This window comes from Acerihabitans sp. (genome assembly GCF_036398755.1).
Lineage (GTDB): Bacteria > Pseudomonadota > Gammaproteobacteria > Enterobacterales > Enterobacteriaceae > Acerihabitans.
In genome coordinates, this window is sequence record NZ_DASWOM010000127.1 from 1 (window position 1) to 24,445 (window position 24,445).

25 protein-coding genes, 1 tRNA gene and 1 pseudogene are annotated in these 24,445 nt (G+C 55.7%); 20 read left to right on the forward strand and 7 right to left on the reverse strand.

The features are described from left to right. Nucleotides 1-400 precede the first annotated feature (400 nt). Nucleotides 401-1,390, reverse strand: a complete 990-nt coding sequence (mgrA, locus tag VGC33_RS20675) for an L-glyceraldehyde 3-phosphate reductase (protein ID WP_331122656.1) — start codon at nucleotides 1,388-1,390, stop codon at nucleotides 401-403. 225 nt (nucleotides 1,391-1,615) lie between these two features. Here mgrA and VGC33_RS20680 point away from each other — a divergent pair, with 225 nt between their 5' ends. Both VGC33_RS20680 and glk read left to right on the forward strand, forming a co-directional pair. Further along, nucleotides 1,616-2,308: an aspartate/glutamate racemase family protein gene (locus VGC33_RS20680; protein ID WP_331122657.1), complete on the forward strand. Its 693-nt coding sequence runs from the start codon at nucleotides 1,616-1,618 to the stop codon at nucleotides 2,306-2,308. 136 nt (nucleotides 2,309-2,444) lie between these two features. Beyond that, complete coding sequence (glk, locus tag VGC33_RS20685; RefSeq protein ID WP_331122658.1) at nucleotides 2,445-3,422, forward strand: glucokinase; 978 nt, start codon at nucleotides 2,445-2,447, stop codon at nucleotides 3,420-3,422. A gap of 34 nt (nucleotides 3,423-3,456) precedes the next feature. On the opposite strand, the gene VGC33_RS20690 is transcribed toward glk, so the two are convergent. Together VGC33_RS20690 and VGC33_RS20695 are read right to left on the reverse strand one after the other, a co-directional pair. Continuing rightward, nucleotides 3,457-4,191: a LytR/AlgR family response regulator transcription factor gene (locus tag VGC33_RS20690; RefSeq protein ID WP_331122659.1), complete on the reverse strand. Its 735-nt coding sequence runs from the start codon at nucleotides 4,189-4,191 to the stop codon at nucleotides 3,457-3,459. Nucleotides 4,192-4,225: 34 nt separating this feature from the next. Continuing rightward, on the reverse strand, nucleotides 4,226-5,896 hold the full coding sequence (locus VGC33_RS20695) for a LytS/YhcK type 5TM receptor domain-containing protein (protein WP_414636970.1): 1,671 nt from the start codon (nucleotides 5,894-5,896) through the stop codon (nucleotides 4,226-4,228). Nucleotides 5,897-6,294: 398 nt separating this feature from the next. On the opposite strand from VGC33_RS20695, the gene alaC reads away from it, so the two are divergent. The 7 genes from alaC to VGC33_RS23290 all read left to right on the forward strand — a co-directional run bounded on the left by alaC (nucleotide 6,295) and on the right by VGC33_RS23290 (nucleotide 11,833). Next, nucleotides 6,295-7,527 carry an alanine transaminase gene (gene alaC / locus VGC33_RS20700; protein ID WP_331122661.1) on the forward strand — a complete coding sequence of 411 codons (1,233 nt, stop codon included), beginning with the start codon at nucleotides 6,295-6,297 and terminating at the stop codon, nucleotides 7,525-7,527. A gap of 306 nt (nucleotides 7,528-7,833) precedes the next feature. Further along, a complete protein-coding gene (gene iraP, locus VGC33_RS20705; protein WP_331122662.1) occupies nucleotides 7,834-8,139 on the forward strand; it encodes an anti-adapter protein IraP in 306 nt (101 codons plus the stop codon). A gap of 358 nt (nucleotides 8,140-8,497) precedes the next feature. Continuing rightward, nucleotides 8,498-8,647, forward strand: coding sequence for a hypothetical protein (locus tag VGC33_RS20710; RefSeq protein ID WP_331122663.1), 150 nt, complete (start codon nucleotides 8,498-8,500; stop codon nucleotides 8,645-8,647). A 485-nt stretch (nucleotides 8,648-9,132) separates the two neighbouring features. Continuing rightward, complete coding sequence (locus tag VGC33_RS20715) at nucleotides 9,133-9,759, forward strand: glycoside hydrolase family 19 protein (protein WP_331122664.1); 627 nt, start codon at nucleotides 9,133-9,135, stop codon at nucleotides 9,757-9,759. A gap of 215 nt (nucleotides 9,760-9,974) precedes the next feature. Then, nucleotides 9,975-10,121, forward strand: a complete 147-nt coding sequence (locus VGC33_RS23285) for a cell envelope integrity TolA C-terminal domain-containing protein (RefSeq protein WP_414636971.1) — start codon at nucleotides 9,975-9,977, stop codon at nucleotides 10,119-10,121. Nucleotides 10,122-10,692: 571 nt separating this feature from the next. Further along, a complete protein-coding gene (locus VGC33_RS20720; protein ID WP_331122665.1) occupies nucleotides 10,693-11,412 on the forward strand; it encodes a LuxR C-terminal-related transcriptional regulator in 720 nt (239 codons plus the stop codon). A gap of 253 nt (nucleotides 11,413-11,665) precedes the next feature. Further along, entirely contained in the window at nucleotides 11,666-11,833 is a 168-nt protein-coding gene (locus tag VGC33_RS23290; RefSeq protein ID WP_414636972.1) for a S24/S26 family peptidase, read from the forward strand. A gap of 160 nt (nucleotides 11,834-11,993) precedes the next feature. Here VGC33_RS23290 and VGC33_RS20725 read toward each other — a convergent pair whose 3' ends face one another. The 4 genes and pseudogenes from VGC33_RS20725 to VGC33_RS20740 all read right to left on the reverse strand — a co-directional run bounded on the left by VGC33_RS20725 (nucleotide 11,994) and on the right by VGC33_RS20740 (nucleotide 15,622). After that, entirely contained in the window at nucleotides 11,994-13,343 is a 1,350-nt protein-coding gene (locus tag VGC33_RS20725) for a DUF2142 domain-containing protein (protein WP_331122666.1), read from the reverse strand. A 231-nt stretch (nucleotides 13,344-13,574) separates the two neighbouring features. Further along, a pseudogene (locus VGC33_RS20730) lies at nucleotides 13,575-14,177 on the reverse strand (tyrosine-type recombinase/integrase); the annotation flags it as partial. Nucleotides 14,178-14,461: 284 nt separating this feature from the next. Continuing rightward, nucleotides 14,462-14,536 (reverse strand) — tRNA-Arg (locus VGC33_RS20735). Nucleotides 14,537-14,680: 144 nt separating this feature from the next. Next, entirely contained in the window at nucleotides 14,681-15,622 is a 942-nt protein-coding gene (locus VGC33_RS20740; protein WP_331122667.1) for a formate/nitrite transporter family protein, read from the reverse strand. A 293-nt stretch (nucleotides 15,623-15,915) separates the two neighbouring features. Here VGC33_RS20740 and ccmA point away from each other — a divergent pair, with 293 nt between their 5' ends. The 11 genes from ccmA (at nucleotide 15,916) to VGC33_RS20795 (ending at nucleotide 24,130) form a co-directional block, all read left to right on the forward strand. Continuing rightward, nucleotides 15,916-16,563, forward strand: a complete 648-nt coding sequence (ccmA, locus tag VGC33_RS20745) for a cytochrome c biogenesis heme-transporting ATPase CcmA (RefSeq protein WP_331122668.1) — start codon at nucleotides 15,916-15,918, stop codon at nucleotides 16,561-16,563. Then, nucleotides 16,551-17,210 carry a heme exporter protein CcmB gene (gene ccmB / locus VGC33_RS20750; RefSeq protein ID WP_331122669.1) on the forward strand — a complete coding sequence of 220 codons (660 nt, stop codon included), beginning with the start codon at nucleotides 16,551-16,553 and terminating at the stop codon, nucleotides 17,208-17,210. Before ccmA ends, ccmB begins: the two co-directional genes overlap by 13 nt. Nucleotides 17,211-17,272: 62 nt before the next feature. Next, nucleotides 17,273-18,010: a heme ABC transporter permease gene (locus VGC33_RS20755; protein WP_331122670.1), complete on the forward strand. Its 738-nt coding sequence runs from the start codon at nucleotides 17,273-17,275 to the stop codon at nucleotides 18,008-18,010. After that, nucleotides 18,007-18,237, forward strand: a complete 231-nt coding sequence (gene ccmD / locus VGC33_RS20760; RefSeq protein ID WP_331122671.1) for a heme exporter protein CcmD — start codon at nucleotides 18,007-18,009, stop codon at nucleotides 18,235-18,237. The genes VGC33_RS20755 and ccmD overlap by 4 nt, the downstream gene beginning before the upstream one ends. Continuing rightward, nucleotides 18,234-18,743 (forward strand): cytochrome c maturation protein CcmE, encoded by a 510-nt coding sequence (gene ccmE, locus VGC33_RS20765; protein WP_331122672.1) that lies wholly within the window; start codon nucleotides 18,234-18,236, stop codon nucleotides 18,741-18,743. The genes ccmD and ccmE overlap by 4 nt, the downstream gene beginning before the upstream one ends. Then, nucleotides 18,740-20,695: a heme lyase CcmF/NrfE family subunit gene (locus VGC33_RS20770; protein ID WP_331122673.1), complete on the forward strand. Its 1,956-nt coding sequence runs from the start codon at nucleotides 18,740-18,742 to the stop codon at nucleotides 20,693-20,695. The genes ccmE and VGC33_RS20770 overlap by 4 nt, the downstream gene beginning before the upstream one ends. Further along, nucleotides 20,692-21,243 carry a DsbE family thiol:disulfide interchange protein gene (locus VGC33_RS20775; protein WP_331122674.1) on the forward strand — a complete coding sequence of 184 codons (552 nt, stop codon included), beginning with the start codon at nucleotides 20,692-20,694 and terminating at the stop codon, nucleotides 21,241-21,243. Before VGC33_RS20770 ends, VGC33_RS20775 begins: the two co-directional genes overlap by 4 nt. Nucleotides 21,244-21,257: 14 nt before the next feature. Then, entirely contained in the window at nucleotides 21,258-21,716 is a 459-nt protein-coding gene (locus VGC33_RS20780; RefSeq protein ID WP_331122687.1) for a cytochrome c-type biogenesis protein, read from the forward strand. After that, nucleotides 21,716-22,927 carry a c-type cytochrome biogenesis protein CcmI gene (ccmI, locus tag VGC33_RS20785; RefSeq protein WP_331122688.1) on the forward strand — a complete coding sequence of 404 codons (1,212 nt, stop codon included), beginning with the start codon at nucleotides 21,716-21,718 and terminating at the stop codon, nucleotides 22,925-22,927. The genes VGC33_RS20780 and ccmI overlap by 1 nt, the downstream gene beginning before the upstream one ends. A gap of 34 nt (nucleotides 22,928-22,961) precedes the next feature. Next, nucleotides 22,962-23,723 carry a phospholipid-binding lipoprotein MlaA gene (gene mlaA / locus VGC33_RS20790; protein ID WP_331122689.1) on the forward strand — a complete coding sequence of 254 codons (762 nt, stop codon included), beginning with the start codon at nucleotides 22,962-22,964 and terminating at the stop codon, nucleotides 23,721-23,723. A 110-nt stretch (nucleotides 23,724-23,833) separates the two neighbouring features. Then, complete coding sequence (locus VGC33_RS20795) at nucleotides 23,834-24,130, forward strand: YfcZ/YiiS family protein (RefSeq protein WP_331122675.1); 297 nt, start codon at nucleotides 23,834-23,836, stop codon at nucleotides 24,128-24,130. Nucleotides 24,131-24,445 lie beyond the last annotated feature (315 nt).

The following is a 24,445-nucleotide window of genomic DNA, read 5'->3' on the forward strand; positions in this document are numbered from 1 at the left end:
GCGCTAACCGGGCCGGTGCATAACGGGGGCATGGGCGGCGGAAGGCATCGCGCAGCGACGCGCGACCTGCCGGCGCTGGGAAGTCAAGAAGGGGCTCGCGTGAGCCCCTTCTTGTCGCTTGCCGGCACCCGGCGCTACCTAAATCAACCGAACGCACGGCAAGCGAAACCCTCACCGATCCGGCATAAACTCCAACGCCCAACGGCCAGCGAAACCCTCACCGATCCGGCATAAACCCCAACGCCCAACGGCCAGCGAAACCCTCACCGATCCGGCATAAACTCCAACGCCCAACGCCCAGCGAAACCCTCGCCGATCCGACATAAACCCCAACGCCTGCCGTCGACAAGATCCGCCAGCACCGGGCGGTACCGGGCGGGAACCACGCGCCGGAGCAGCCTTACGCCAATATCGCCTCGATGCGCGCCAATTCTTCCGCGCTAAACTCACGGTTGGCCAGCATGCCCACCGCGTCGTCTATCTGAGAGGTTTTGCTGGCGCCGATCAGCACCGAGGTCACCCGATCGCCGCGCAGTACCCAGGCCAGCGCCATTTGCGCCAGCTTCTGGCCGCGTTCAAGGGCAATATCGTTCAGGCGCCGCACCTTATCCATTTTTTGTGCGGTAAGCTGCTCCGGCGTCAGGGTAAGACCCGGCTTCGCCGCCCGTGAATCCTGCGGAATACCGTTCAGGTAACGATCGGTTAACTGGCCGCCGGCCAGGGGCGAAAAGGCAATCGATCCCACGCCGTTCTCGGCCAGCACATCCAGCAGTTCCGGTTCGACCCAGCGCTCGAACATCGAATACTTGGGCTGATGAATAACGCAAGGCGTGCCGAGATCGTTTAAAATCGCCAACGCCTGCCTGGCCAGCGCGGCGGGGTAGTTGGACAGGCCGATATACAGCGCCTTGCCCTGGCGCACCAGTAAATCCAGCGCGCGCATGGTCTCGACAAGCGGCGTACCAGGGTCGGGGCGATGATGATAAAAGATATCCACATAGTCCAGGCCAAGGCGCCTCAGGCTCTGGTCCAGGCTGGAGACCAGATATTTTTTCGAGCCCCAGTCGCCATAAGGCCCAGGCCACATGGTATAGCCCGCTTTGGTGGAAATAATCAGCTCGTCACGGTAGGGAAGCAAATCCTCGCGCAGCAAACGACCGAAATTGGCTTCGGCGGATCCGGGCGGCGGCCCGTAGTTGTTGGCCAGGTCAAAATGGGTAATGCCTAAATCAAAGGCGCGGCGCACCATGGCGCGGCTGGTTTCCAGCAGCGTAACGTCGCCGAAGTTATGCCACAGGCCGAGAGAAACCGCCGGCAGTTGCAGACCGCTGTTACCGCAGCGACGATACAGCATATCGTCGTAACGGGTTGGATTGGCCAGGTAAACCATAAATGTTCCTTTTATTATGACTATCAGGGTAGGTAACAGATTAACGCTTACGCCCCAGGCGGACGATCGCTTACGCGCTTCGGCGACGAATTCGGGACGGATAATATATTGCGCTGAGTATTAGTTAAGCGATAGATTCAGTTAAAAATAATTCCTCTTAAACAATCAATCCAGCGCCAGGGTCGCCACTCGATTAATGCGGCCGCCGGTCATGAGGATCTTAACGTGAAAACACTAGGGCTTTTAGGCGGCATGAGCTGGGAATCCACTCTACCCTACTACCGCTTGATTAACCAAGGCATTAGCGCCGCATTGGGCGGTTTGCATTCCGCAAACCTGGTGCTGTACAGCGTCGATTTCGCCGAAATAGCCCGGCTACAGGCCGAGGGCGACTGGCAGCGGGCGGGGGACCTGCTGGCCGGCAAGGCGGTATTGCTGCAAAAAGCCGGCGCCGAGGCCATCGTACTGTGCACCAATACCATGCATAAAGTGGCGGAAACCATAGAATGGGCATGTCCGCTGCCGCTATTGCATATCGCCGATGCCACCGCACTGGAAATCAATGCCCAGGGCGCGCGGCGGGTCGGGTTATTAGGCACCCGCTTTACCATGCAACAGGATTTTTATCGCCAGCGTATTGAGCACCCGCACGGCATTGAGGTCATCCTTCCCCCCGCGGTGGAAATGGACGAGATCCATCGCATTATTTTCGAGGAGCTGTGCCTTGGGATCATTCGGGACGAATCACGGGGCACATTCCGCCGCATTATCGCCTCGCTGGAGCGCCGGGGCATTGACGGCCTGATCCTCGGCTGCACCGAAATCGGCCTGTTGGTCGGCAACGATGACGCCACCGTGCCGCTGTTCGACACCACCACCATCCACGCCGCCGCCGCGGTGGCCTTTGCGCTGGGATAAAGGCGAATCCGAAAGCAAACTCAATTTATAGCATTGGCCAATATAACTGGTATTATTATTATATTAATAAATCGTTTATGGTTGCTGCCCGGTCACCCGCCGACGGCAAGTGGCAGAGTAAGTGGAGCCTCAGATAATGACAAAATATGCCCTGGTCGGCGACGTTGGCGGAACCAATGCCCGACTGGCGTTATGCGATATGGACAATGGCGCGATTTCCCATATCCATACCTATTCCGGTAAAGATTATGCCACGCTTGAAGCGGTGATCCGCCACTACCTGACGGCGCAAAAGGTTGAGGCCACCGAGGCCTGTATCGCCATTGCCTGTCCGATTACCGATGACTGGGTGGAAATGACCAACAGCACCTGGGCCTTTTCCATCAAGGCGATGAAGGCCAGCCTGGGACTGTCGCGCCTGGAGGTCATTAATGATTTCACCGCCGTCTCGATGGCGGTGCCGATGCTGACCGCCGGCGATGTGGTGCAGTTTGGCGGCGGCACGGCGCAGGCCGAGCGGCCGATAGCCGTTTACGGCGCCGGCACCGGCCTGGGCGTGTGCCATCTGCTGCATCTGACCGAACGCTGGGTAAGCCTGCCGGGCGAGGGCGGCCATGTCGACTTCGCGCCCGCCAGCAAAGAGGAAGCCGATGTTCTGGCGGTGCTGCGCGACGAGTTCGGCCATGTGTCGGCCGAGCGCGTATTGTCGGGTCCCGGACTGGTCAATTTATATCGTAGCCTGGTCACCATAGACGGCCGCGCGCCGGACCCGCTGGAGCCGCAGCAGGTCACGGAACGGGCGGTCGCCGGCGGTAATGACGACTGCCGGCGCGCGCTATCGCTGTTCTGCGTACTGATGGGCCGTTTTGGCGGCAACCTGGCGCTGAATATGGGCACGTTTGGCGGCGTTTATATCGCCGGCGGCCTGGTGCCGCATTTCCTGGCGTTTTTCCGCGCGTCCGGTTTTCGCGCGGCGTTTGAGGACAAAGGCCGCTTCAAAGACTACGTGCGCGACATCCCGGTATTTCTGATAAGCCACGAACAGCCGGGCCTGCTTGGCGCCGGGGCGCACATGCGCCAGTTAATGGGCCTGAAACTCCAGCCACTCGCCTGATATCCCACGCGCGCCGGTGTATCCGGCGGCGGGTCTACAATCGCATCAGTTGCCGGAAAGCCTTGACCTTGCTGCGGCTTACCGGCACTTCAAAATCCAGATCGCTTAAGCGCAGCAGATAGGTATTGTTAAACCAGGGCACAATCTCACGAATTTTCCCCAGGTTGACCACATATGACCGATGACAACGAAAGAAAAACTCCTCCGGCAGGCGACCGCAAAATTCCGTTATGACCATCGGCATGGTAAATTCCTCGCGCCGCGTATAGACCATCGTCACTTTTTCCTGCGCCGCGGCATAATAGATGTTGCTGATATCGGTGACGATAATTCGCTCGTCTTTCATCAGGTTTATGGCGTGTTGACTGCGCGCTGACGGCGTGCCGATGGCCGGCGCCGCCGAGGCGGCCTGATGCTGCGCCTCCAGCTTTTGCAGCATGGTCACGATGCGCGATTCCTGATAGGGCTTGAGGATATAGTCAAACGCTTCCAGCTCAAACGCCTCCACCGCGTGCTCCTTATAGGCGGTGATAAAGATAATTTCCGGCTTGTGGTTGAATTTACTGATATTCTGCGCCAGCAAAACGCCGTCAAGAGAAGGGATGTTAATATCGAGAAAAATCACGTCCACCTGATGGTGCTGGAGATAGCGCAGCACATCCAGCCCGTCGTCGAACGTGGCCTCTATCTGGATGCCGCTGTGCTTATGGATCAGGTAGCTTAATTCTTCCTGGGCGAGGAATTCGTCTTCGACAATTATGGCTTTCATGGCGCCTCGTGGTTAATCATGTCATCCATGGACGTCATGCCGCCAGCTTCCGGGGTTGGCGAGTGATGTAAAACCAAATCTCGGTGCCCGGCTCCAGGCGGCGGATATGCAGCCCTTCGCCGTACAGCAACAGAACCCGGTGATGAACGTTCAACAGGCCGATTTTCCCGGCCGGCTGTTCATTGCGCTTGACCTGTTCGATGACATCTTCGCTGATGCCGCCGCCGGTGTCCTTCACCGCGATACGGACCCGGCCGTCGGTATCCTCCCGCACAGAAATGACCACCACGCCTTTGCCGCGGCAGGGCTGGATGCCATGCACAATGGCGTTTTCCACCAGCGGCTGGATCAACAGGCTGGGCAGGGGGAAAGACAGCTCTTCATCAATATCAAAAATAACGCTTAGTTTGCTGCCGAAACGCGCCTGTTCAATGGCGATATAATCCTGGATTTGATAAAGCTCTTTTTTAATATCGATTTGCGCGCCGTTCAATTCCAGATTGTAGCGCAGATAACGGGACAGATTGGTAATCAGCTGCCGGGCGGTATCCGGATTGATGCGGATCGACGAGGATATGGCGTTGAGCGCGTTAAACAGGAAATGCGGGTTGATTTTGCTCTGCAAGGCGCGTAGTTCCGCCTGATCGGCCATTTCGCGCAGCTGCTCGATGCGCGATACCTCGATTTGCGTCGACATTATCTGCGACAGACCGATGGCCATGACCTTAAGGGAATTGGTAATCTGATGGGCATGGCGGTAGTAAATCTTCAGGCTGCCGGTCACCACCCCTTTTTCCCATAACGGGATGATGATCAGCGAATGGATTTGCGGCGTGCGGTCCGCCTCGTCGTTATTCTTGATGGTAATGCTGCCGCTTTGAATGCTTTCCCGGGTGGTCTCGCTGATGATTTCATGGCCGATATTATACATTTCGGCCCCGACGCCGACATACGCCAGTATGTGGTGTTCATTGGTGATGGCCACGGCGTCGGCCTTGATATCGTCACGGATGATGGCGCAAATGGTGGCCAGGGATTCGCTGTCGATATGACGAAAATAGGGCAAGGTCTTATTGGCGATATCCAGCGCCAGCTTGGCCTGACGGGCGGCGATCACTTCTTTCTCGTCTTCCACCCCCTGTACCAGCAGCACGATCATGCCGATGCTGACCCCGCCGAGGATCATCGGCAACGCAATTTTCGACACGATATCCAGCCCGAGGGACATCGGCTGCGCCCAGAGAACAACCAATAGCATGGTCAGACATTCGCACAGCATGCCGCCCAGGATGCCGATGCCCCAGCGATGCTCCTTTATCACCTTCAGCTTGATATAGCCCGACACAAACCCCGCCGCCACGCTGCTGATAAGACATGGCACCGAGGTCGGGCCGTCGATATCGATTAAATAACGATGCACGCCGGCAATGGTTCCGGTGGCGATGCCGACCCAAGGCCCGAATAAAATACCTCCGGACATGACCGCGATAATCCGTACGTTGATAAGCGAGCCTTCAACATGGATGCCGGAATAGGTACTGAAAATGGCGAACAGGGAAAAAATAAGCGTGACCGCCAGCAATTCCTGGCCGGTATGCTGTTCTTTTTGTAATAACTGGCGAAACTGACGGATACGCGTCAATAAAAACAGGCAAATCAACATTAACGCCGCCCGCTCATAAACCGCCAGCAGCATATCGAACATTTCTTGCACCACGACATCCCGGTAAATGGCCAACCTTTGTCCGTTACTATAAGCAATAGGCGTCGGCCGCGCCAGCTGTCCGCCCCCGCCCGCGGTCAGGATAGCCGCGGACCGGCTGTGATCGGTATCATGAAACGGGGAAGCCTGAGCAAAGATAAGGGGTTATGACATTGCGCCGATAAACGGCCGCCGACGGCTTTTCATGGCCGGGGTGGCGCAGATAAAGAGGAATTAATCGATGATTAAATTCTTATATTTCCTCTTTTTGGCGATGTCCTGGGTAATGAAGGCCATGGATATTGAAATCAGGCCGGTTATGGGATAGTTTCAGGGACAGGCCCTTGCGGGGGCCGCGTCGCTCGGATGGTCCGGGCGCTAACGTATATAAAGAGGATATTATGGCCGCTTCCGGTTTGCCACGGCGTTTCACACGCATCGATCGTCTCCCCCCTTATGTGTTTAATATTACCGCCGAGTTAAAAATGGCCGCGCGCCGACGCGGGGAAGATATTATCGATTTCAGCATGGGGAATCCCGACGGACCCACTCCGCCGCACATCGTGGAAAAGCTCTGTACCGTCGCCAAACGCGAGGATACCCATGGCTACTCCACCTCCCGGGGGATTCCGCGGCTGCGGCGCGCGATCTCGGGCTGGTACGCCGATCGTTATGGCGTCGAAATCGACCCCGACAGCGAAGCCATCGTCACCATCGGTTCCAAAGAGGGGCTGGCGCATCTGATGCTGGCCACGCTTGACCATGGCGATACCGTCCTGGTGCCTAATCCCAGCTATCCGATCCACATCTACGGCGCGGTCATTGCCGGCGCGCAGGTGCGGTCCGTGCCGCTGGTGGAAGGGGTGGATTTTTTCCGCGAGCTGGAGCGCGCCATTCGCGAGTCTATCCCCACGCCGAAGATGATGATCCTGGGTTTCCCGTCCAACCCTACGGCGCAGTGCGTCGAACTGGATTTTTTTGAGCGGGTGGTGGCGCTGGCGCGGCAGTACGGCGTGCTGGTGGTACACGATCTGGCCTATGCCGATATCGTCTATGACGGCTGGAAAGCGCCGTCGATTATGCAGGTGCCGGGCGCCAAAGAGATTGCGGTGGAGTTCTTCACCTTATCCAAAAGCTATAACATGGCCGGATGGCGCATCGGGTTTATGGTGGGTAACCCCGAGCTGGTCAACGCCCTGGCGCGCATCAAAAGCTACCATGACTACGGCACCTTTACCCCTCTCCAGGTGGCCGCCATCGCCGCGCTGGAAGGGGATCAGCAGTGCGTGCTGGATATCGTGGAACAGTACCACCAACGCCGCAATGTGCTGGTGCGCGGCTTGCACGAGGCGGGATGGATGGTGGAAACGCCGAAGGCGTCCATGTACGTCTGGGCCAGGATCCCGGAGCACTATGCCTCCCTCGGCTCCCTGGAGTTCGCCAAAAAGCTGCTCTCGGACGCCAAGGTCTGCGTATCTCCCGGTATCGGGTTCGGCGATTACGGCGATACCCACGTCCGCTTCGCGCTGATTGAAAACCAGGATCGCATCCGGCAGGCGGTGCGCGGCATCAAGGCCATGTTCCGCGCCGATGGCGTGCTAACGCCCGCCGCCGCCAAGGCGATTACGCAATAGCGGCCAACCCGGCCGGAGGGCGCCTGATTGCCCTCCGGCCGGCAGCGGGGAAATGCCGCGGCTTGCGTTTCGCCACAGGCAAAATTGCGTCTTAATTGATAAATAATTCTAATCAGACTTGGGTGTGATAACCGCGCCTTAGGGGGGGCGACCGCCATTCGGCAGGGCAGATAAGATGGCGGAGCATTCGCCGGAGAATACTTACAGTTCAGAAGATGTTATCCTAATCACAATAAGAGTAATATAAGCAGGCTATGTTTAGCGCCGTGGGCTGCCTGTGCCGTGCTTTTGTCCAAGTAGGAAATTATGAGAAATCTTGTCATTGATATTTTGAAAAAAATGGCCAAAGCGGATGCGGCGGCAAAAGAACTGACCGCCCAGGTCGAGGCTCAGTCCCTTCTGCTGGCCGCGCTGGTGCTGACCGTCGGACAGGGTAGCTCGTCGGTTATGGCGACCAACATTGAAAAAGCCATTTTATCGGCTTCCAGCGCCAGCGAAGAAATTCTGCAAACCGATGTGGATTTACTGTTGGCCCATTTTGTTCGCTTGATTTCAGTCTCGCAGTTTGTGGAAGTCAACGGCGATGATGAAAAGGTCGACAACAAAGAGTAAGCCGGCACTAAACAGATTAACTTTATCGTATATTCTGACAGCTTGACTGACCGATGAAACCATCATTTTTCTTATAATTGACGCGGTGTTTCCCGTCGTGGTGGTTTTTTAACCTGAAGTTCAGTGGTTATCTTTATGCCGGCGTCAGGCTAATTAATGCATGGATACCTTTTACATTCAGCATAGCCTATTGTTCAAAAATAGCTTGTGCTATCAAGCGTAATAAGATAATAACAGTAAGTTAACTTCTAATTAATATTCCCCGGAACACTCTCGACGCTTTAGCCCTGGCGCATTCGCCAGGGCGCGGCCGTATTAACGTCGCCATAAACTTTATTACCGCTAAAGGTTATCTATTATGGCCGACCCGCGGCTCGGCCTGGTGATGTACCCATTTTTTGCCATGGTGTTTCACCGCGCGGTGGTGGCGCTGATATTTATGTACCGTTTTAGGGTGGTATTCATCACCGGCATGGGAATATGCCAGCGGCGCAAACGGCAGGGATAAAACCAATGTAATCATAGCGATGATTAACGTCTTCATGATAATGCCTTTCCTGTGAAAATTATTTTCATCATCTGGATAACATCTCAGTGTAGTGGAAATTCACCCTCAACAGTTTCTTTCAGCATGAAAAACGTCATCTCGGTTCGTAACACCCCTGCCTGGGTTCGCCAGTTTGGCAAGCAAGCATCCTGAGCCCAAGACGCCTGTTCGCCCATCAGGCTCCCAAGGCTCAAGCCCCGGCCGCGGGAGCCCTATGCGATCGCCTTCCCGAATTGCCTTTAATGTCCCGGCGGACGCGATCAAGCATAATGCATCCAGGGCGGCGCCGTGTTATCGATGAACTGGAGAATAGCGTTCATGCGTGGCCCCGCGGCGAGGGCGCGAGGGTAACCGGCCTTGTCCGCCGGGCCGGTTACCCTTGGCGGAGTGAATACCCGGCCGCAGAGAAGGGCTGGAAAAAAACAGGCGGTCAGAGGCCTAAAATCATGACACTCGACACGTTTCAACAGGCGGCTAATATCAGCGCCGGATTAGCCGCGCGCTGGTTTGCGCCTATGGTCATTATCATGGATGAATATAACATCGATACCCCGCTGCGCCAGGCTGCTTTTATTGCGCAAATCGGCACCGAATCAGGCGGATTTGGCATATTATCCGAGTCGTTTAATTATTCGATAAATGGTTTGAAAATATTCGGCAATCGCTTAACGCCCGGCCAGCGCGAATCGTTAGGCCGCAGGCCGGATGAAAGAACCCTGCCCCTCGACAGGCAGCAGCAAATAGCCAATATCGTATATGGCGGCAGATACGGAAATACCCAACCGGGAGACGGCTGGTTATTCCGTGGGAGAGGCTTAAAGCAGGTGACATTTCGCGCCAATTATGCCGCATGCGGCAAAGCGCTCGGGCTGGACCTGCTGGCGGACCCGGATTTATTATTGACGGATATCAATGCCGCGCGTTCCGCCGGGTGGTTTTGGCAGGCCAACAAATGCAACGCTTTTGCCGATATCGGCGATATGGTGGGTCTGACAAGACGCATCAACGGCGGCGCCAATGGCCTGGCCGACAGGCAGGCCCGCTATAAAATCGCCGTGGATGCGTTATGCTGAATATTGGCGACCTTTAGCCACAACCCGTAAGGCCCACCGCCAGGCGGGCCTTACGCCTTGATATAAACGGCGGGTAAATGCTTTTCACTTATGCAGTTGAAAAATATCGCGCTCAACAGCATCAACACATGATCATATTGCTTTAAAAGGAACCAATATGATAAAAATGCCGCTTCCCGTTTGTTTGTTAAGCCTGGTGTTTACCTGCGCATGCACTGCGGGCCGAAGGTTATCAGCCGCTTTGCGACGCCGCCAAAAAAGCCGTTCGCCATGCTGATTTACCGGCGGCGCCCGATGCGGAAGTATACGAAATATTCAAGCGGCCAACGGGTGAGTTTATGCCGGCGCAATGTAACGGGTAGCCGAGCGGAAGAAGTCGGCGGCACTGAATAGAATATTCGCTAAGTACACAGGCGCGGAGTTTATCCAGATTACCTTACCCATCGGCCGGTTTAGCTTGAAAACGCCGGCTATCTGTAATGGTCAGGAAAATATAACGATAAAGGGATCTCATGGCACCGCGCTTTCACTCGAATCCACATCCCTGGATGCAAACCTAAATATCACCTCCGTTCGCCGGATAACATTAAAATCTAGAAATGGAAGCGCTACAGCCCTCCGTTGCGGGCGCGAAAATAGGCGTACGCCTTAATTACACCCATCAGGATGAAGTACACACCGATAGCATATTCAAAAATTGCTCAGTTACCGTAACGGCCCAGGCAGAGAGAGTGACTATACGTGATGGTTTTTTCCTGGCAACAATGACTTTTCATTCTATCTCTTTATTGGGATTATTAATTAGCAAACATATGCGATGTAATGTCTTTTGGTAATTAATTAAAATATTAGATCATCCTCATCTTAAGGATAGTGGCTGTTAACTCCTGGGTATGATATTAATGAATTTCGGTAACAATTTCAGAGGTCAACATGGATACGAGTTCATATGTAGAAGAAAAAACCCCAGAAATAAACATCTCAAACTCCCTGAAAAGTGTTTTTGATAAATTCAGTCGTCCACTAACATTAAGGGATAAATCGTCAAGAGTCATATATAGTAATGATGCGGCGGCGGATTTTTTGTCAGTAAAATCAGTTAAAGACTTGAATGGTAAGCTTGATGATGAAATAGACTGTCCGCTGTTTAACGATGAAGTCGCAAATGCAGAATTTGACAGGCAATATAAGCGAACATGGCAGCATGAATTATGCTTTGCAACTTTAGAAATACATCCCAATGCTCTTAATCGTCCGTTTATTTATAGGAAAATGCCATTTTATAACGACAATATGGAATGTGTAGGGATGTATGGATATGCAGAGGATTTAAAAGTCTACTCTCTAAATGATTACATTAAAGGTCAAATGCCAGGATCATTGTTGCTAAACAAGCCCGATGATTTTTTCACAGAGCGAGAATGTGAGATAATGTTTTATCGTCTACAAGGACTTAAAGCTAAAGATGCGGCTACAAGGTTAAATATTACCTTAACTACATTCAATAATTATATACAAAAGCTTTATCAAAAAGCGGGTGTAACCAATATCGATGAACTCAAGGAAATATGTACCAAGCTGAACTACCATCGTTACCTACCTAATAGGTTTTTAGCAAAAGAATCAATAAAATTTGATGATTCAAATACTTAACAAGCCGCGGTTGTGGACTTCGCGCGGTGATAAAACTAAATTTTACCACCGCTCAATGGCATAAGACTTTCATGGCACATACCGCTTCTCCTGCTCAACGCCGCATGCTTATGCTGTATAAAAAAACAGTATTCGGAGCATGCATTATGGGTTTTCCTTCTCCCGCACAGGACTACATCTAGGCACCGCTCAGCCTGGATGACGGTGCATCCAGCGAAAAGGCGCAACCTACATGATGCGCGCTGACAGTACCATGCTGCACGCCGGCATTTTCAAAGGCGCGATCCTCGTTGTTGATGCCAGTCAGAAGGCTGTCCACGGTAGCCTAGTGGTCGCGGAGGTGGATGGATGCCGGTACACAAGGCGCCCGCACCTGTACCCGCATCCTGGGTTGGAGCGCTTGAATTCTGGGCATGTGTAACTGAGAGATCTGGGGGAGGGGGTTAGCATATTCTGAGTGGCCACGTTCTGCGTGAACGATATGCGCAGCGGGGAGTGGGATGATACGGAGGTGCTGTGGTGGCTATGTGGGTAACGACACCGATTACCCACATTAAAAGTAAGCCCGCAATGGCCATTATTTAATAATAACCACTATATACGGCGCAAAGGGAGGTGAAGGAAATTGCAACAGCGCTGACGATTAGAATAAATTGCGCTGCCTTACTGCCTGTTTGATTTAATTTGCCGCTATATGCCAACATTGCTATAAGGAGAGTTGGTATAAAATATCTACCCTGCAATCCAAAAACTGCCGGAAATGGTTGTTTGGTTGCAAAAATATATAGTGGGAGGCAGATTATAACAAGTGAGGCTAACGCTAGAGAAACCATATAAAAACCTATCTTTCTACTCAATATATTCTTACCGCAAAATGCGATTAGCACAAAGTTCAAGAAAGAAGCAAAGTAGCACCACTTTGGCAATGGGATAGTCAGCCACCCCAGCTTACCAATAAGTGACTCGTAAAGGTTCCATTTATCTCCGAATGGAAAGGTAAACGGAACATTATACATTTCAACAAAAAGTGACATGGGATTATTTTTAAGGTACTGAATATTTTCTTCAAAATTTACAGCGTGAGGGGTTGACCCTTTTGAGGTAACCAATAGAAGAATATGAACAACACATGGTATGGCTATAAGAAATAAAGACTTCTTTATTATTCCAGGAATATTCCCTTTGTAACCATTTAAGAAAATAATCGGGATTGAAGCGGCAACTATCCATGCATATGCGGGCTTTGAGAAGCAAATTCCGATTGATGCAATGAATATTAAAATTAAATATTTCCCTTCGTTTGATCTTATATAACGATACAAGCATGCTATATAGATCATGGTCAAAGAGATCAGGAAAGAGTCTGCGGCAATTGCGGAAAATTGATATAAAACTGTTGGCAGCAATGATACAGTAAAAAACACAAACCTTAGGTCTGGAGCTATTTTAATTGCAAAAAAAACAAGCATAACGGATACGATAAGAGATACTATTCTAGATGAATACAGATAAGTTCCAAAACTCAGGTCTAATGAGCAACTTATTTTGTAGTTAAGCGCCGAAAGAAGGTATGGCAATGGTGAATATGAGCTTACGCCATTATTAACCTTAGCCATCGCAGGTGTGCACATCATTTTCCTGTGAGTTATTGTTTTAATTTCGCCATCGCTTATATTGTAAGGAGGGTTTAGCATTCTTGAGTTATCAAGTGGAGCATACCATGAATGAATATCTGGCATCTTGAGAGTATTGTTAACTCCAAAAAAATTACCTTGAGCGACCCTCACTATCTTTACTTGATGGGCCATTTCATCCGGCGTGGCATTCGGTGGAGTGACGAACACAAATGCTAGACCAAATAAAAATGCAAGTATTAAATAGAACCCACTAAAATCTAAGCTGGGGAAGGAAAACACAATTCCATTTTTCAATTAATCTACTCCAAATATTGTACAGCCAAACTAATGTTAGATTTTTTACTCATTATATCATGTGATTACGAAATCCATACCTCAAGTAATCACTTTCTTGATCGTGTTGCCAAGCGTGGTTGATTTCTCACCATTAAACAGGACAGCGAGGCACATGATGGTGATCTTCGTTGCAGGGGGATCTTAAGTATAGAAGGGAATAGTGATGATAGTCCGGTGCTGTGAGGGCCATCACAGCCGGTCGAGGTAATCCGCGTACCACTGCATCATCTCGTGCCGCTTATCGAGGTATTGAGCGTGATGGTAAATGCCGCGGATGTTATTTTTCTGAGTGAGCCTGCTGCCTTTCTATGGCATCCTTAGGCCAGCCATGTTCATTTAGAATTGTACTGAACTGGTGACGAAAACCGTGGCCGCTTGCAAGTCCTTCATCGCCAATCTGCCGGATAACAAGCAAAACGGCATTTTCGCTGATTGATTTTTTCTTGTCGTTCCTGCCTGGAAACACAAATGATGAGATTTCCGTTATTGGCTTCAGCATTTTTAATATAGCAATGACCTGTTCTGACAGCGGGACGATGTGCACGCATCGCCCCTCCATTGCATCGGCTAAATCTGGGGCGGGATTGTATTTGGCCCTGCCGGTGATAATCGCCTATCTGAACACCTCCCCGCATCTTCCCCTCGCCTTGTTCGCCCGCTCCCTGGAAAGCGTTATTCAAATCGGCGGATCACGCGTAACAACACCAACGGCTCAATCTCATCCATCCTAAATTGCCCGATGAATGGCAGTATGTCATCTGTGAACATGCGCTCCAACTCGAGGGCATAGCCATTTTCCCGCTAACCGGCACCTAAAGGTAGAGGCCGCCACTTTCCAAAACTCGGTATGGCTTCTCTTTCGGCTTAGCTGCCTCTTCTGTTTTATCGTGAGCATTGGGTAAAATCGATTTGGGTAAAAATAATTTACCCAGCATTTACCCAGAATGGGATGCGGCTGCCAACGTACTAATGCGAACTGCTGCGAACGATGGATATGGAATGTTGCGGGATTTACTGGGTTTTTGTGGACGATTACGGACGATAGCGAACTATGTCTATGTACTATGTCTATGTAATGGTGTCCCCGACAGGAATCGAACCTGTAACTAGCCCTTAGGAGGGGCTTGTTATATCCGTTTAACTACGAGGACCCGACAGCGGGCGTGATTATACCTGATTACGCACCGAATATAAGCGCTTAACCGTTCGTTTGCTCATTCCGTCGACAATCGCGGGCAAAAAAAACGATTTACCCGCTTCGCCACGGCAACATTGCCCCCCGGTAGGCGCTGCGGTTAGTCTTCCCCCTGGTCCACCTTCTGTTTGTCGTTTACCCGGCGTTCGTCCCGGGGCGCGTTTTGTTTCAGCGCCTGCTTGCGCTGGCGGCTGAGATCGTTGCGGATTTGCGCATGGCTGAGCAGCGCGAAGATAAAAGAGCCGCCGACGATATTCCCGGCCAGGGTGGGCAGGGCGAACGGATAAACGAAGTGATGCCAGGGAATGTCGCCGTTAAATACCAGATAGAACACCTCCACCGATCCCACCACGATATGGGTAAGATCGCCAATGCCCACCAGGTAGGTCATCAGGATGATCACCAGGATTTTGGCATTGCCCGCCGAGGGCATCATCCAGACCATGGAGGCGATTATCCAGCCGGCGATAATGCCGTTGGCGAACATATCGCCGGGAGGATTGACCATTACCGCGCGCGATAGGTCGACAAACGCCTCGCGGGTGGCCGGATTAAATATCGGCATATGGAGAAAGGCGAACGCCACCGCCGCCGTTCCCGCCAGGTTGCCCAGCAGCACCACGCCCCACAGCCGCAGCAGGATCAGGATATTATGGCCGGTGGGTTTTTGCATGATCGGCAATACCGCCGTGAGCGTATTTTCGGTAAACAGCTGTTGGCGCGACATAATGACAATAATAAACCCCAGGGTGTAGCCCAGGTTTTCCAGCAAGAAACCGGCGGCGTTCCCCGGCAGGCGGGCATGGAGAATGCCCCTGGCCATCAGCGACGCGCCCATCGACAGCCCGGCGGCCACCGCCGACCACAGCAGCGCCTGGCCGTCGCGCTCCAGCTCTTTTTCGCCTTCCTCGCGGATCAACTCATGGATGGCGGCGGCGCGCGAAGGAAGGTTTTGTTCTTTTACCTCGATATTGGTGTTGGCGTCATGTTCATCGCTCTGCACGGCGACGCCGGGTTCCGCCTGTTTATCGGTATCGCTCATCCTTATTCCTTATCAATGGGGTTATTAACTCATTAGCTATTAATTAATAAGCGTAGCGGCTTTAAGGCGCGGCGGCGTTGAAAATAGGGCCGTCTGGCCGCAGGATCGCCGCCTGAATTGTCACCAGGGGGAGGCAATACGTAACAAAATTTTAACTTTGCTGGTATTTGTTGCGTTTTATTGATCTAATACAAGCCATCCAGGGACGAAAAAGAATGCAATGAGGGTGAACCGCGCCGCGCGAGTCGCCTATGCTATGATTGCCATACGATTAATAATGAGTTGGATTCCTGATGCTGGAAGCAGACAACCTGTCCTGTATTCGTGATGATCGCGTCTTGTTTTCCGGATTAAGCTTCTGTATTTCTCCCGGTGATATTGTCCAGGTCGAGGGCGCCAACGGCGCCGGCAAAACCTCGCTGCTGCGCATCCTGGCGGGTCTGGCCGAACCGGACGCGGGGCAGGTCAGCTGGCGGCGGCAATCCATTCGCCGTGAGCGGGCAATGTATCATCGGGAACTGCTGTTTATCGGCCATCGGTCCGGGATCAATGGGGCCCTGACGCCGCTGGAAAACCTGGCTTTTTTCCAGGCGCTGGGCGGCGGTGAATGCCGTGAGGCTGACCTGTGGCGGGCATTGGCGCAGGTGGGGTTGCCGGGATACGAGGAACTGCCCGCGGCCGGGCTGTCCGCCGGCCAGCAGCGGCGCATTGCGCTGGCCCGTTTGTGGCTTAGCCCGGCGCCGCTGTGGATCCTGGATGAGCCGCTGACCGCCATCGATCGGCAGGGCGTGGCGCAGCTGATGTCATTATTTGCCGCGCACGCCGACGCGCGGGGCATGGTGCTGCTGACTACCCATCAGGCGCTGCCCGACAGCCATGCGCGGGTGCGCAAAATTGTCTTGGGTGAACAGTTGGAGGCGGCGGCGCCATGTTCTGCCTGATCGTGCGCCGCGAACTGCGGCTGGCATTGCGCCATCGCGCGGATATTGTTAATCCGCTGTGGTTTTTCCTGATCGTGATTTCATTATTCCCGCTCGGCGTGGGGCCGGAGCCGCAGCTGCTGCGGCGTATCGCGCCGGGTATTATCTGGGTGGCGGCATTGCTGGCCTGCCTGCTTTCGCTGGAACGGTTGTTCCACGATGATTTCCATGACGGTACCCTTGAGCAATTGCTGGTGTCCGCGCTGCCGCTGCCGGTGGTGGTGCTGGGCAAGGTCTGCGCCCATTGGCTGGTGACCGGGCTGCCGCTGCTGTTGCTGTCGCCGCTGGTGGCGTTGTTCCTGGCGCTGGACCGCCATGCCTGGCAGGCGATGGCGCTGTCGTTATTATTGGGGACCCCCACCCTGAGCCTGATTGGCGCTATCGGCGCCGGACTGACGCTAAGGTTGCGTAAAGGGGGGGTGCTGTTGAGCCTGCTGCTGCTGCCGTTATTTATACCGGTACTGATATTTGCCACCGCCGCGCTGGACAATGCCGCGCAAGGGCTGCCCTATAACGGCTTCCTGGCGATCCTCGGCGCCATGCTGGCGGGGAGCGTGATGCTGGCGCCTTTCGCCACCGCCGCCGCGCTGCGCGTGAGCCTGCAATAGCACGCGGCCTGCCGACAAGAGCAGTCTGGGTTATGTTTTTTTTACTGTGAGCAAAGCGAAAAATGTGGAAGACACTACATCTTTGGGCGAAGCCGGAGCGGCTGTATCAGCTTTGCGGCCGGCTGATCCCCGTTCTGGCCGTGGCGAGCGCCGCGACGCTTTTGCTCGGCTGGGGCTGGGGATTTGGTTTTGCCCCGCCGGACTATCAGCAAGGCGATAGTGTTCGTATTATGTATATTCATGTGCCCGCCGCCATGTGGTCGATGGGGGTGTACGCCGCGATGGCCGTGGCCGCGTTTATCGGCCTGGTCTGGCAGATGAAGATGTCCGATCTGGCGGCCGCCGCCATGGCGCCGGTGGGCGCGGTGTTTACGTTTATCGCGCTGGTTACCGGCTCCGCCTGGGGAAAACCGATGTGGGGCACCTGGTGGGTATGGGACGCCAGGCTGACTTCGGAACTGGTACTGCTGTTTCTTTACCTCGGCGTCATGGCGCTGTACAACGCGTTTGAAGACCGGCGTCTCGCCGGGCGCGCCGCCGGCATCCTGATCCTGGTGGGGGTGGTCAATCTGCCGATAATTCATTATTCCGTGCAGTGGTGGAATACCCTGCATCAAGGCTCGACCAATATGCAACAAAGCATTGATCCCAGCATGCGCGCCCCGCTGCGCTGGGCGATCCTCGGATACCTGCTGTTATTTATCACCCTGGCGCTGATGCGTCTGCGCAACCTGATCCTGCTGCAAGACCGCCATCGTCCCTGGGCGGTGGCGCTGGCTGAAAAGGGGCGGCAATCGTGAGCCCGGCATTTTTTTCCTGGGCGGCGTTTTTCGCCATGGGCGGCTATGGATTTTACGTCTGGCTGGCGGTGCTTGCCACCCTCGCGTCCCTGGCCGGGCTGATAGCCCATACCCTGTGGCACCGCCGCCAGCTGCTGGACGCCATTCGCCGCCAGCAGGCGCGCGCGCTGCGCATGCGCGGCGGCGCGGCGAGCGTGCCGGCCGGGCGGCGGGGGGATGCGCGATGACGCCGCGCCGTAAAAACCGTCTTTACCTGGTCGTCGCGATGCTGTTGGGCGCCGCGCTTATCGTGACGCTTATGCTTTACGCCCTCGGCGCCAATATCGATTTGTTTTATACGCCGCGCGAGATCCTCGAGGGCAAAGGCGAGAGCCAGCAGTTGCCGCATATCGGCCAGCGTCTGCGCATAGGCGGCATGGTGATGCCGGGATCGGTAAAACGCGATCCGCATACCCTGAAGGTGACCTTCAGGATCTATGACGCGGTCGGCTCCGTGCCGGTCAGCTACGACGGCATTTTGCCGGATCTGTTCCGCGAGGGGCAGGGCGTGGTGGCGCAGGGCGTGCTGGGCGCGGGCAACCTGATCCAGGCGCGGGAAGTGCTGGCCAAACATGACGAAAACTATACTCCCCCCGAAGTGAAGGATGCGATGGAACCCAGCCATAGACCCGCCGGGCAACGCGCCGTGGCCGAGGGCAGCGCCCCGCCCGTGACGGCTAAGGGACGGTTATGATCCCGGAGCTCGGTAATTTTCTGCTGTGCCTGGCCATCGGGCTGGCCCTGCTGCTGACGGTGTATCCCCTTTGGGGCGCCGCCCGGCAGGACGCCAGGCTGATGGCGGTGGCCCGGCCGTTGTCCTACGGGGTGTTCGCGGCCATCGCCGGGGCCTTTGTCTGCCTGGTGTACGCGTTTGTGATGAATGATTTTTCCGTGGCTTATGTGGTGAATAATTCCAATAGCGCGCTGCCGGTATACTACCGTGTCGCCGCCACCTGGGGCGCCCATGAAGGCTCGCTGCTGCTATGGGTGCTGTTGCTCAGCGCCTGGACGCTGGCGGTGGCGCTGTTCAGCCGCAGCATGCCGGACGAGGCCATAGCCCGGGTGCTGTCGGTGATGGGCATGATCAACAGCGGTTTTCTGGCGTTTATTTTGCTCACCTCCAATCCGTTTGCGCGCGCCCTGCCGGATATTCCCATCGACGGACGCGATTTGAATCCGGTGTTGCAGGATATCGGCCTGATTTTCCATCCGCCGCTGTTGTATATGGGCTATGTGGGTTTCTCGGTGGCGTTTTCGTTTGCCATCGCTTCGCTTATCGCCGGCCGGCTGGATACCGCCTGGGCGCGCTGGTCCCGTCCCTGGACCCAGGCGGCCTGGATTTTCCTGACGCTTGGCATCGTGCTCGGATCCGCCTGGGCCTATTACGAGCTGGGCTGGGGGGGCTGGTGGTTTTGGGATCCGGTTGAAAACGCCTCGTTCATGCCCTGGCTTGCCGGCACGGCGCTGCTGCACTCGCTGGCGGTCACCGAAAAACGCGGCACCTTTAAATCCTGGACGGTGCTGCTGGCCATCGCCGCCTTTTCCCTGTGCCTGCTGGGCACGTTCCTGGTGCGTTCCGGCGTATTGGTGTCGGTGCATTCGTTCGCCTCGGATCCGGCGCGGGGCATGTTTATCCTGGCGTTCCTGGTGCTGGTGATTGGCGGTTCGCTGCTGCTGTACGCGGTCAAGGGCGGCAAGGTGAAGAGCCGCGCGCAGCACGAGCTGTTTTCCCGCGAAACCTTTCTGTTGGGCAATAACGTCCTGCTGATGGCGGCGATGTTTGTGGTGTTGCTCGGCACGCTGCTGCCGCTTATCCATAAACAGCTCGGCATGGGCAGCATTTCCATCGGCGAGCCTTTTTTCAACAGTATGTTTACCTGGCTGATGGCGCCGTTTGCCCTGATGCTCGGCATTGGTCCGCTGATTCGCTGGCGCCGGGACGGGGCGAAAAAACTGATTAAACGTCTGGCGCTGGCCATGGCGGCCACGCTGCTGCTTTCCATCCTGCTTCCCCGGCTGATGGGCGATGAGGTTGAAGCCATGACGGTGGTGGGGCTGATGATGTCGCTGTGGGTCGTTCTCCTGACGCTGATGGAGGTGCACGAACGCGCCACCCATCGCCACCGGTTTATCCGCGGGCTGGTCCATCTGACCCGCAGCCATTGGGGCATGGTGCTCGGCCATCTGGGGGTGGCGGTGACGGTTATCGGCATTACCTTCAGCCAGAACTACAGCCTGGAGCGCGATGTGCGCATGAAAACCGGCGACAGCGTGGATATCAACGGCTATCACTTCGTCTTCCGCGCCCTGGAGGATTTGCACGGTCCCAATTATACCGGCGCGGCGGCGGTATTCGACGTGACGCGGCATAACCGCCCGGAAGCCACCCTCCAGGCGGAAAAGCGCTTTTACAGCGTCAGCCGCACGGTGATGACCGAGGCGGCCATCAGCGGCGGCCTGACCCGCGATCTCTACGCCGCGCTCGGCGAGGAGATGGATGACGGCGCCTGGGCGGTCAGGCTTTATTACAAACCCTTTGTCCGCTGGATTTGGCTGGGCGGCCTGTTTATGGTGGCCGGCGGCCTGTGTTGCCTGGCCGATCCCCGCTATCGCGACAATAAAAAAGCGCGGCGGGTGCCGCTATGAAAAGCAAGCTGCTGTTTATCCCGCTGCTGGCGTTTTTGCTGCTGGCCGCCGCATTTATCGTACAGTTGTCCCGCAATGCCCATGGCGACGATCCCACGCTGCTGGAGTCGGCGCTTATCGGCAAGCCGGTGCCGGCGTTCCGTCTGGCGTCCCTGGACGATCCGGCCAAGAGTTTTGATGGTTCGGTGCTGCGCGACGGGCGGCCGATGCTGCTTAACGTCTGGGCCACCTGGTGTCCCACCTGCCGGGCCGAGCATGCGTTTCTCAATACCCTGGCGGCCCAGGGCGTCAGGGTGGTGGGCCTGAATTATAAAGACGATCGGATAAAGGCGGTAAACTGGCTGAATACGCTGGGCAATCCCTATGCGCTGAGCCTTTACGACGGCGACGGCATGCTGGGGCTGGACCTGGGCGTCTATGGCGCGCCGGAAACCTTTCTTATCGACGGCCGGGGAATCATCCGCTATCGCCACGCGGGCGATCTCAACGCCGACGTCTGGCGGCGCGAGGTGCGGCCGTTGTATCAAAAATACGCCAAGGGAGCATGAGCATGGGCATGGGCATTAAAATCATCATGCTGCTGCTGGGGCTTTGCCTGGGGTTTACCGCCGGCGCGGCGATAGATAGCCGGCGGTTTGAAAGCGTAGCGCAGGAACAGCAGTACCGGGAACTGACGCAGCAACTGCGCTGCCCTAAGTGCCAGAACAACAGTATCGCCGACTCGAACGCGATGATTGCCGCCGACATGCGCGCCAAGGTCTATCAACTGCTGCAACAAGGCCGGAGCAAAGAGCAGATCATCGCTTATATGGTGGCGCGCTACGGTAATTTCGTCACGTACGTGCCGCCGCTGAATCCGCTGACGGTTTTTTTGTGGCTCGGGCCGCTCGCGGTGGTGCTGGTCGGCGGGCTGACGGTGTTGCGGCTCGCATCCCGGTGCGGCGCACGCAGCGCGCTGTCCGGCGAGGAACGACAGCGCCTGGCGCGGTTGCTGGATGACACCGATCGGGACCAGCCATGATGATTATCGGCCTACTCTTTATCGTCCTGCTGGCGTTGGCCTGCGCGCTGTTCGTGCTGCCGGCGCTGCGCTACCGCCGGCGCGACGGCGGGATAACCCGCGATAGCCTGAACCAGGCGTTTTTTACGCGCCGGCTGGATGAACTGGCCGAGGATGAGGCGCAGGGCGTGGTGGCGGAGCGTCCCCTGCATATCGAGGAACTGCAGCAGAACCTATTGTCGGATATCCCCGAGGCGCCGGCGCAGGCCAGACCGCCGCTGGGCGCCTGGGTCCTGATCCCAGGCGTCGCGTCGCTGCTGCTGGTTACCCTGGCGTTTTACGCCTGGACCGGCGGCGCGCTCCAGGTTTGGCGCTGGCAGCAGACGGTGGCGGAGATGCCGGCGCTGCGCGCGCGCATTATGGATCCCCGCGCCACCCAGCTGTCGGCGCGGGAACTGGCGCGGTTTGCGGTCGGGCTGCGCGCCTCGCTGCGTGAACACCCGCGGCGGACGCAGGATTGGCTGATCCTCGGACGCATCGGCGTGGTGATGAATGATGCGGCGATGGCCACGCAGGCGTTCGAACGCGCCCATCGCCTCGATCCCGACAATGACGCCATCACGCTCGATTTCGCCGGGGTGCTGATCCGGTCGGCCGACGCGGGCGACAACCGGCTGGGCGATCGCCTGCTGCGGGCGCTGCTTGCGCGGCAGCCGCGCAACCCCGCGGCCCTTGACCTGCTGGCGGTCGGCCTGTATCAACAAGCCGATTACGCGCAGGCGATAAACCTGTGGCGCCAGGTGTTATCCCTGCTGCCGGCGGGGGATGTCCATCGCGACGCCATCATTCAGGGCATTAACCAGGCCCGCGCGTTATCCGGCCAGGAAACGGCGAAACTCACCCTGGACGTGACCCTGGCGCCGGCCCTGGCCGCCATGCCGCCGGAGCGGGGAACGCTGTTTATTTCGGTCACCGATGGAAAAAGTCCGGTACCGGTTGCGGTTAAAACTTTGCCATTGAGCCGCTTTCCGTTATCGTTAACGCTGGATGACAGCAATGCCATGCTGCCGGAGCGTTTGCTTTCCGTTCAGCAACAGGTAAAGGTACGGGTCAGGATTGCCCGGGACGGCGCCGCCGACGCCAGGCGCGGCGATTGGTTTGGCGAGAGCGCGTTGCAGGAATTCAGCGGCACCGGCCGGATCGCCGTGCGCATAGATCAACAAATGCCCTAACGGCGGGCATAACAATAATAAATGGGGATGAATGATGAATTACCGCCTGTCAGGTGTGGCGCTGGCCAGCGTATTGCTTCTGGGATGCGCCAGCACTAAAACCGATCCGTCTTCACAGCAGCGTTCGGACCCCCTGGAAGGGTTTAACCGGACGATGTTCGATTTCAACTACAATGTCCTCGATCCCTACCTGGTGCGTCCGGTGGCGGTGGCCTGGCGTGACTACGTGCCCAAGCCCGCGCGCAACGGACTGGGTAATTTTTTGAGCAACCTCGAAGAACCGGCCTCGATGGTCAACTACTTCGCCATCGGCAAGCCCTATGAGGCCATGATCCATTTCAACCGCTTTTTCCTCAATACCATCCTGGGAATGGGGGGGCTTATCGACGTGGCCTCCATGGCCAATCCCAAGCTTGCCAAGGAGCAGCCGCGCCGGTTCGGCAGCACCCTGGGCACCTATGGCGTCGGCTACGGCCCCTATGTGGTGTTGCCGGGTTACGGCAGCTTTACCCCGCGTGAGGATCTGGGCGGGGCGGTGGACAACTTCTATCCGGTGTTAAGTTATCTCACCTGGTGGATGTCCGCCGGCAAATGGGTGTTCGAAGGCGTGGAAACCCGCGCGCAGCTGTTGGACTCCGACAGCCTGTTGCGTAACTCGTCCGACCCCTATGCCCTGGTGCGCGCCGCCTATTTCCAGCGCCATGATTTCCTTGCCAGCGGCGGCCGGCTGAAGCCGCAGGAAAACCCCAACGCGCAGGCGATACAGGGCGATCTGAAGGATATCGATTCGCAGTAGGCCGCCGAGCCGGCCCTATCAACGTTGGGTGTACAGGAGTATAATAAGCCGTAGATACTTTCGAACGGCTTATTATTGTCAAACAGGTCACTCCTGTGGAGAAGATTACAATGACTCACTCAATTAACAAATGCAGCGCTGAAGAAACCGCCGCCTGCTGCTGTGTCGATGTCGGCACCATTATCGACAACGAAGACTGCACCGCGTCATACAGCAAGGTCTTTGAACAACGTCAGGAAGCCGACGCCATGCTGGCCATGCTGACTAAAAAAGCCCGCGCGGTGGAATCCGATCCCTGCGACATCAGCAGCCGCATTGAGCCTGTTCAGGGCGGGGTGGAGCTAAACGTTGATTTTACCTTCAGCTGCCAGGCTGAAACGCTGATTTTCCAGCTCGGGCTGCGTTAACCGCCGCCGTTACAGGCCCTTTGCCGGGCCTGTTTTTATTGGCGGGTCCGTTGGCGATTGATGATGTATCGCTGCTCCCGCGCCGGCTAATGTCAAATATGTTACTTAGCCTGCACCTTTCCCGGTAATAGTTGTCATACGCTAATAGCCTCAGCCTGCTGCGGGTTTTCCTGATTGGAATCACCCGGCGGAGGATCAATTAGCGCTCATGTGTTGACTCCATGGCCGGTATTGATGTAAAAAGCAGCGTTTTATTTACGCGATTTCGAGCGCGACGGCCCGGTCATTGCGTTTTCTTTCGCGTTTTTGTCAAAC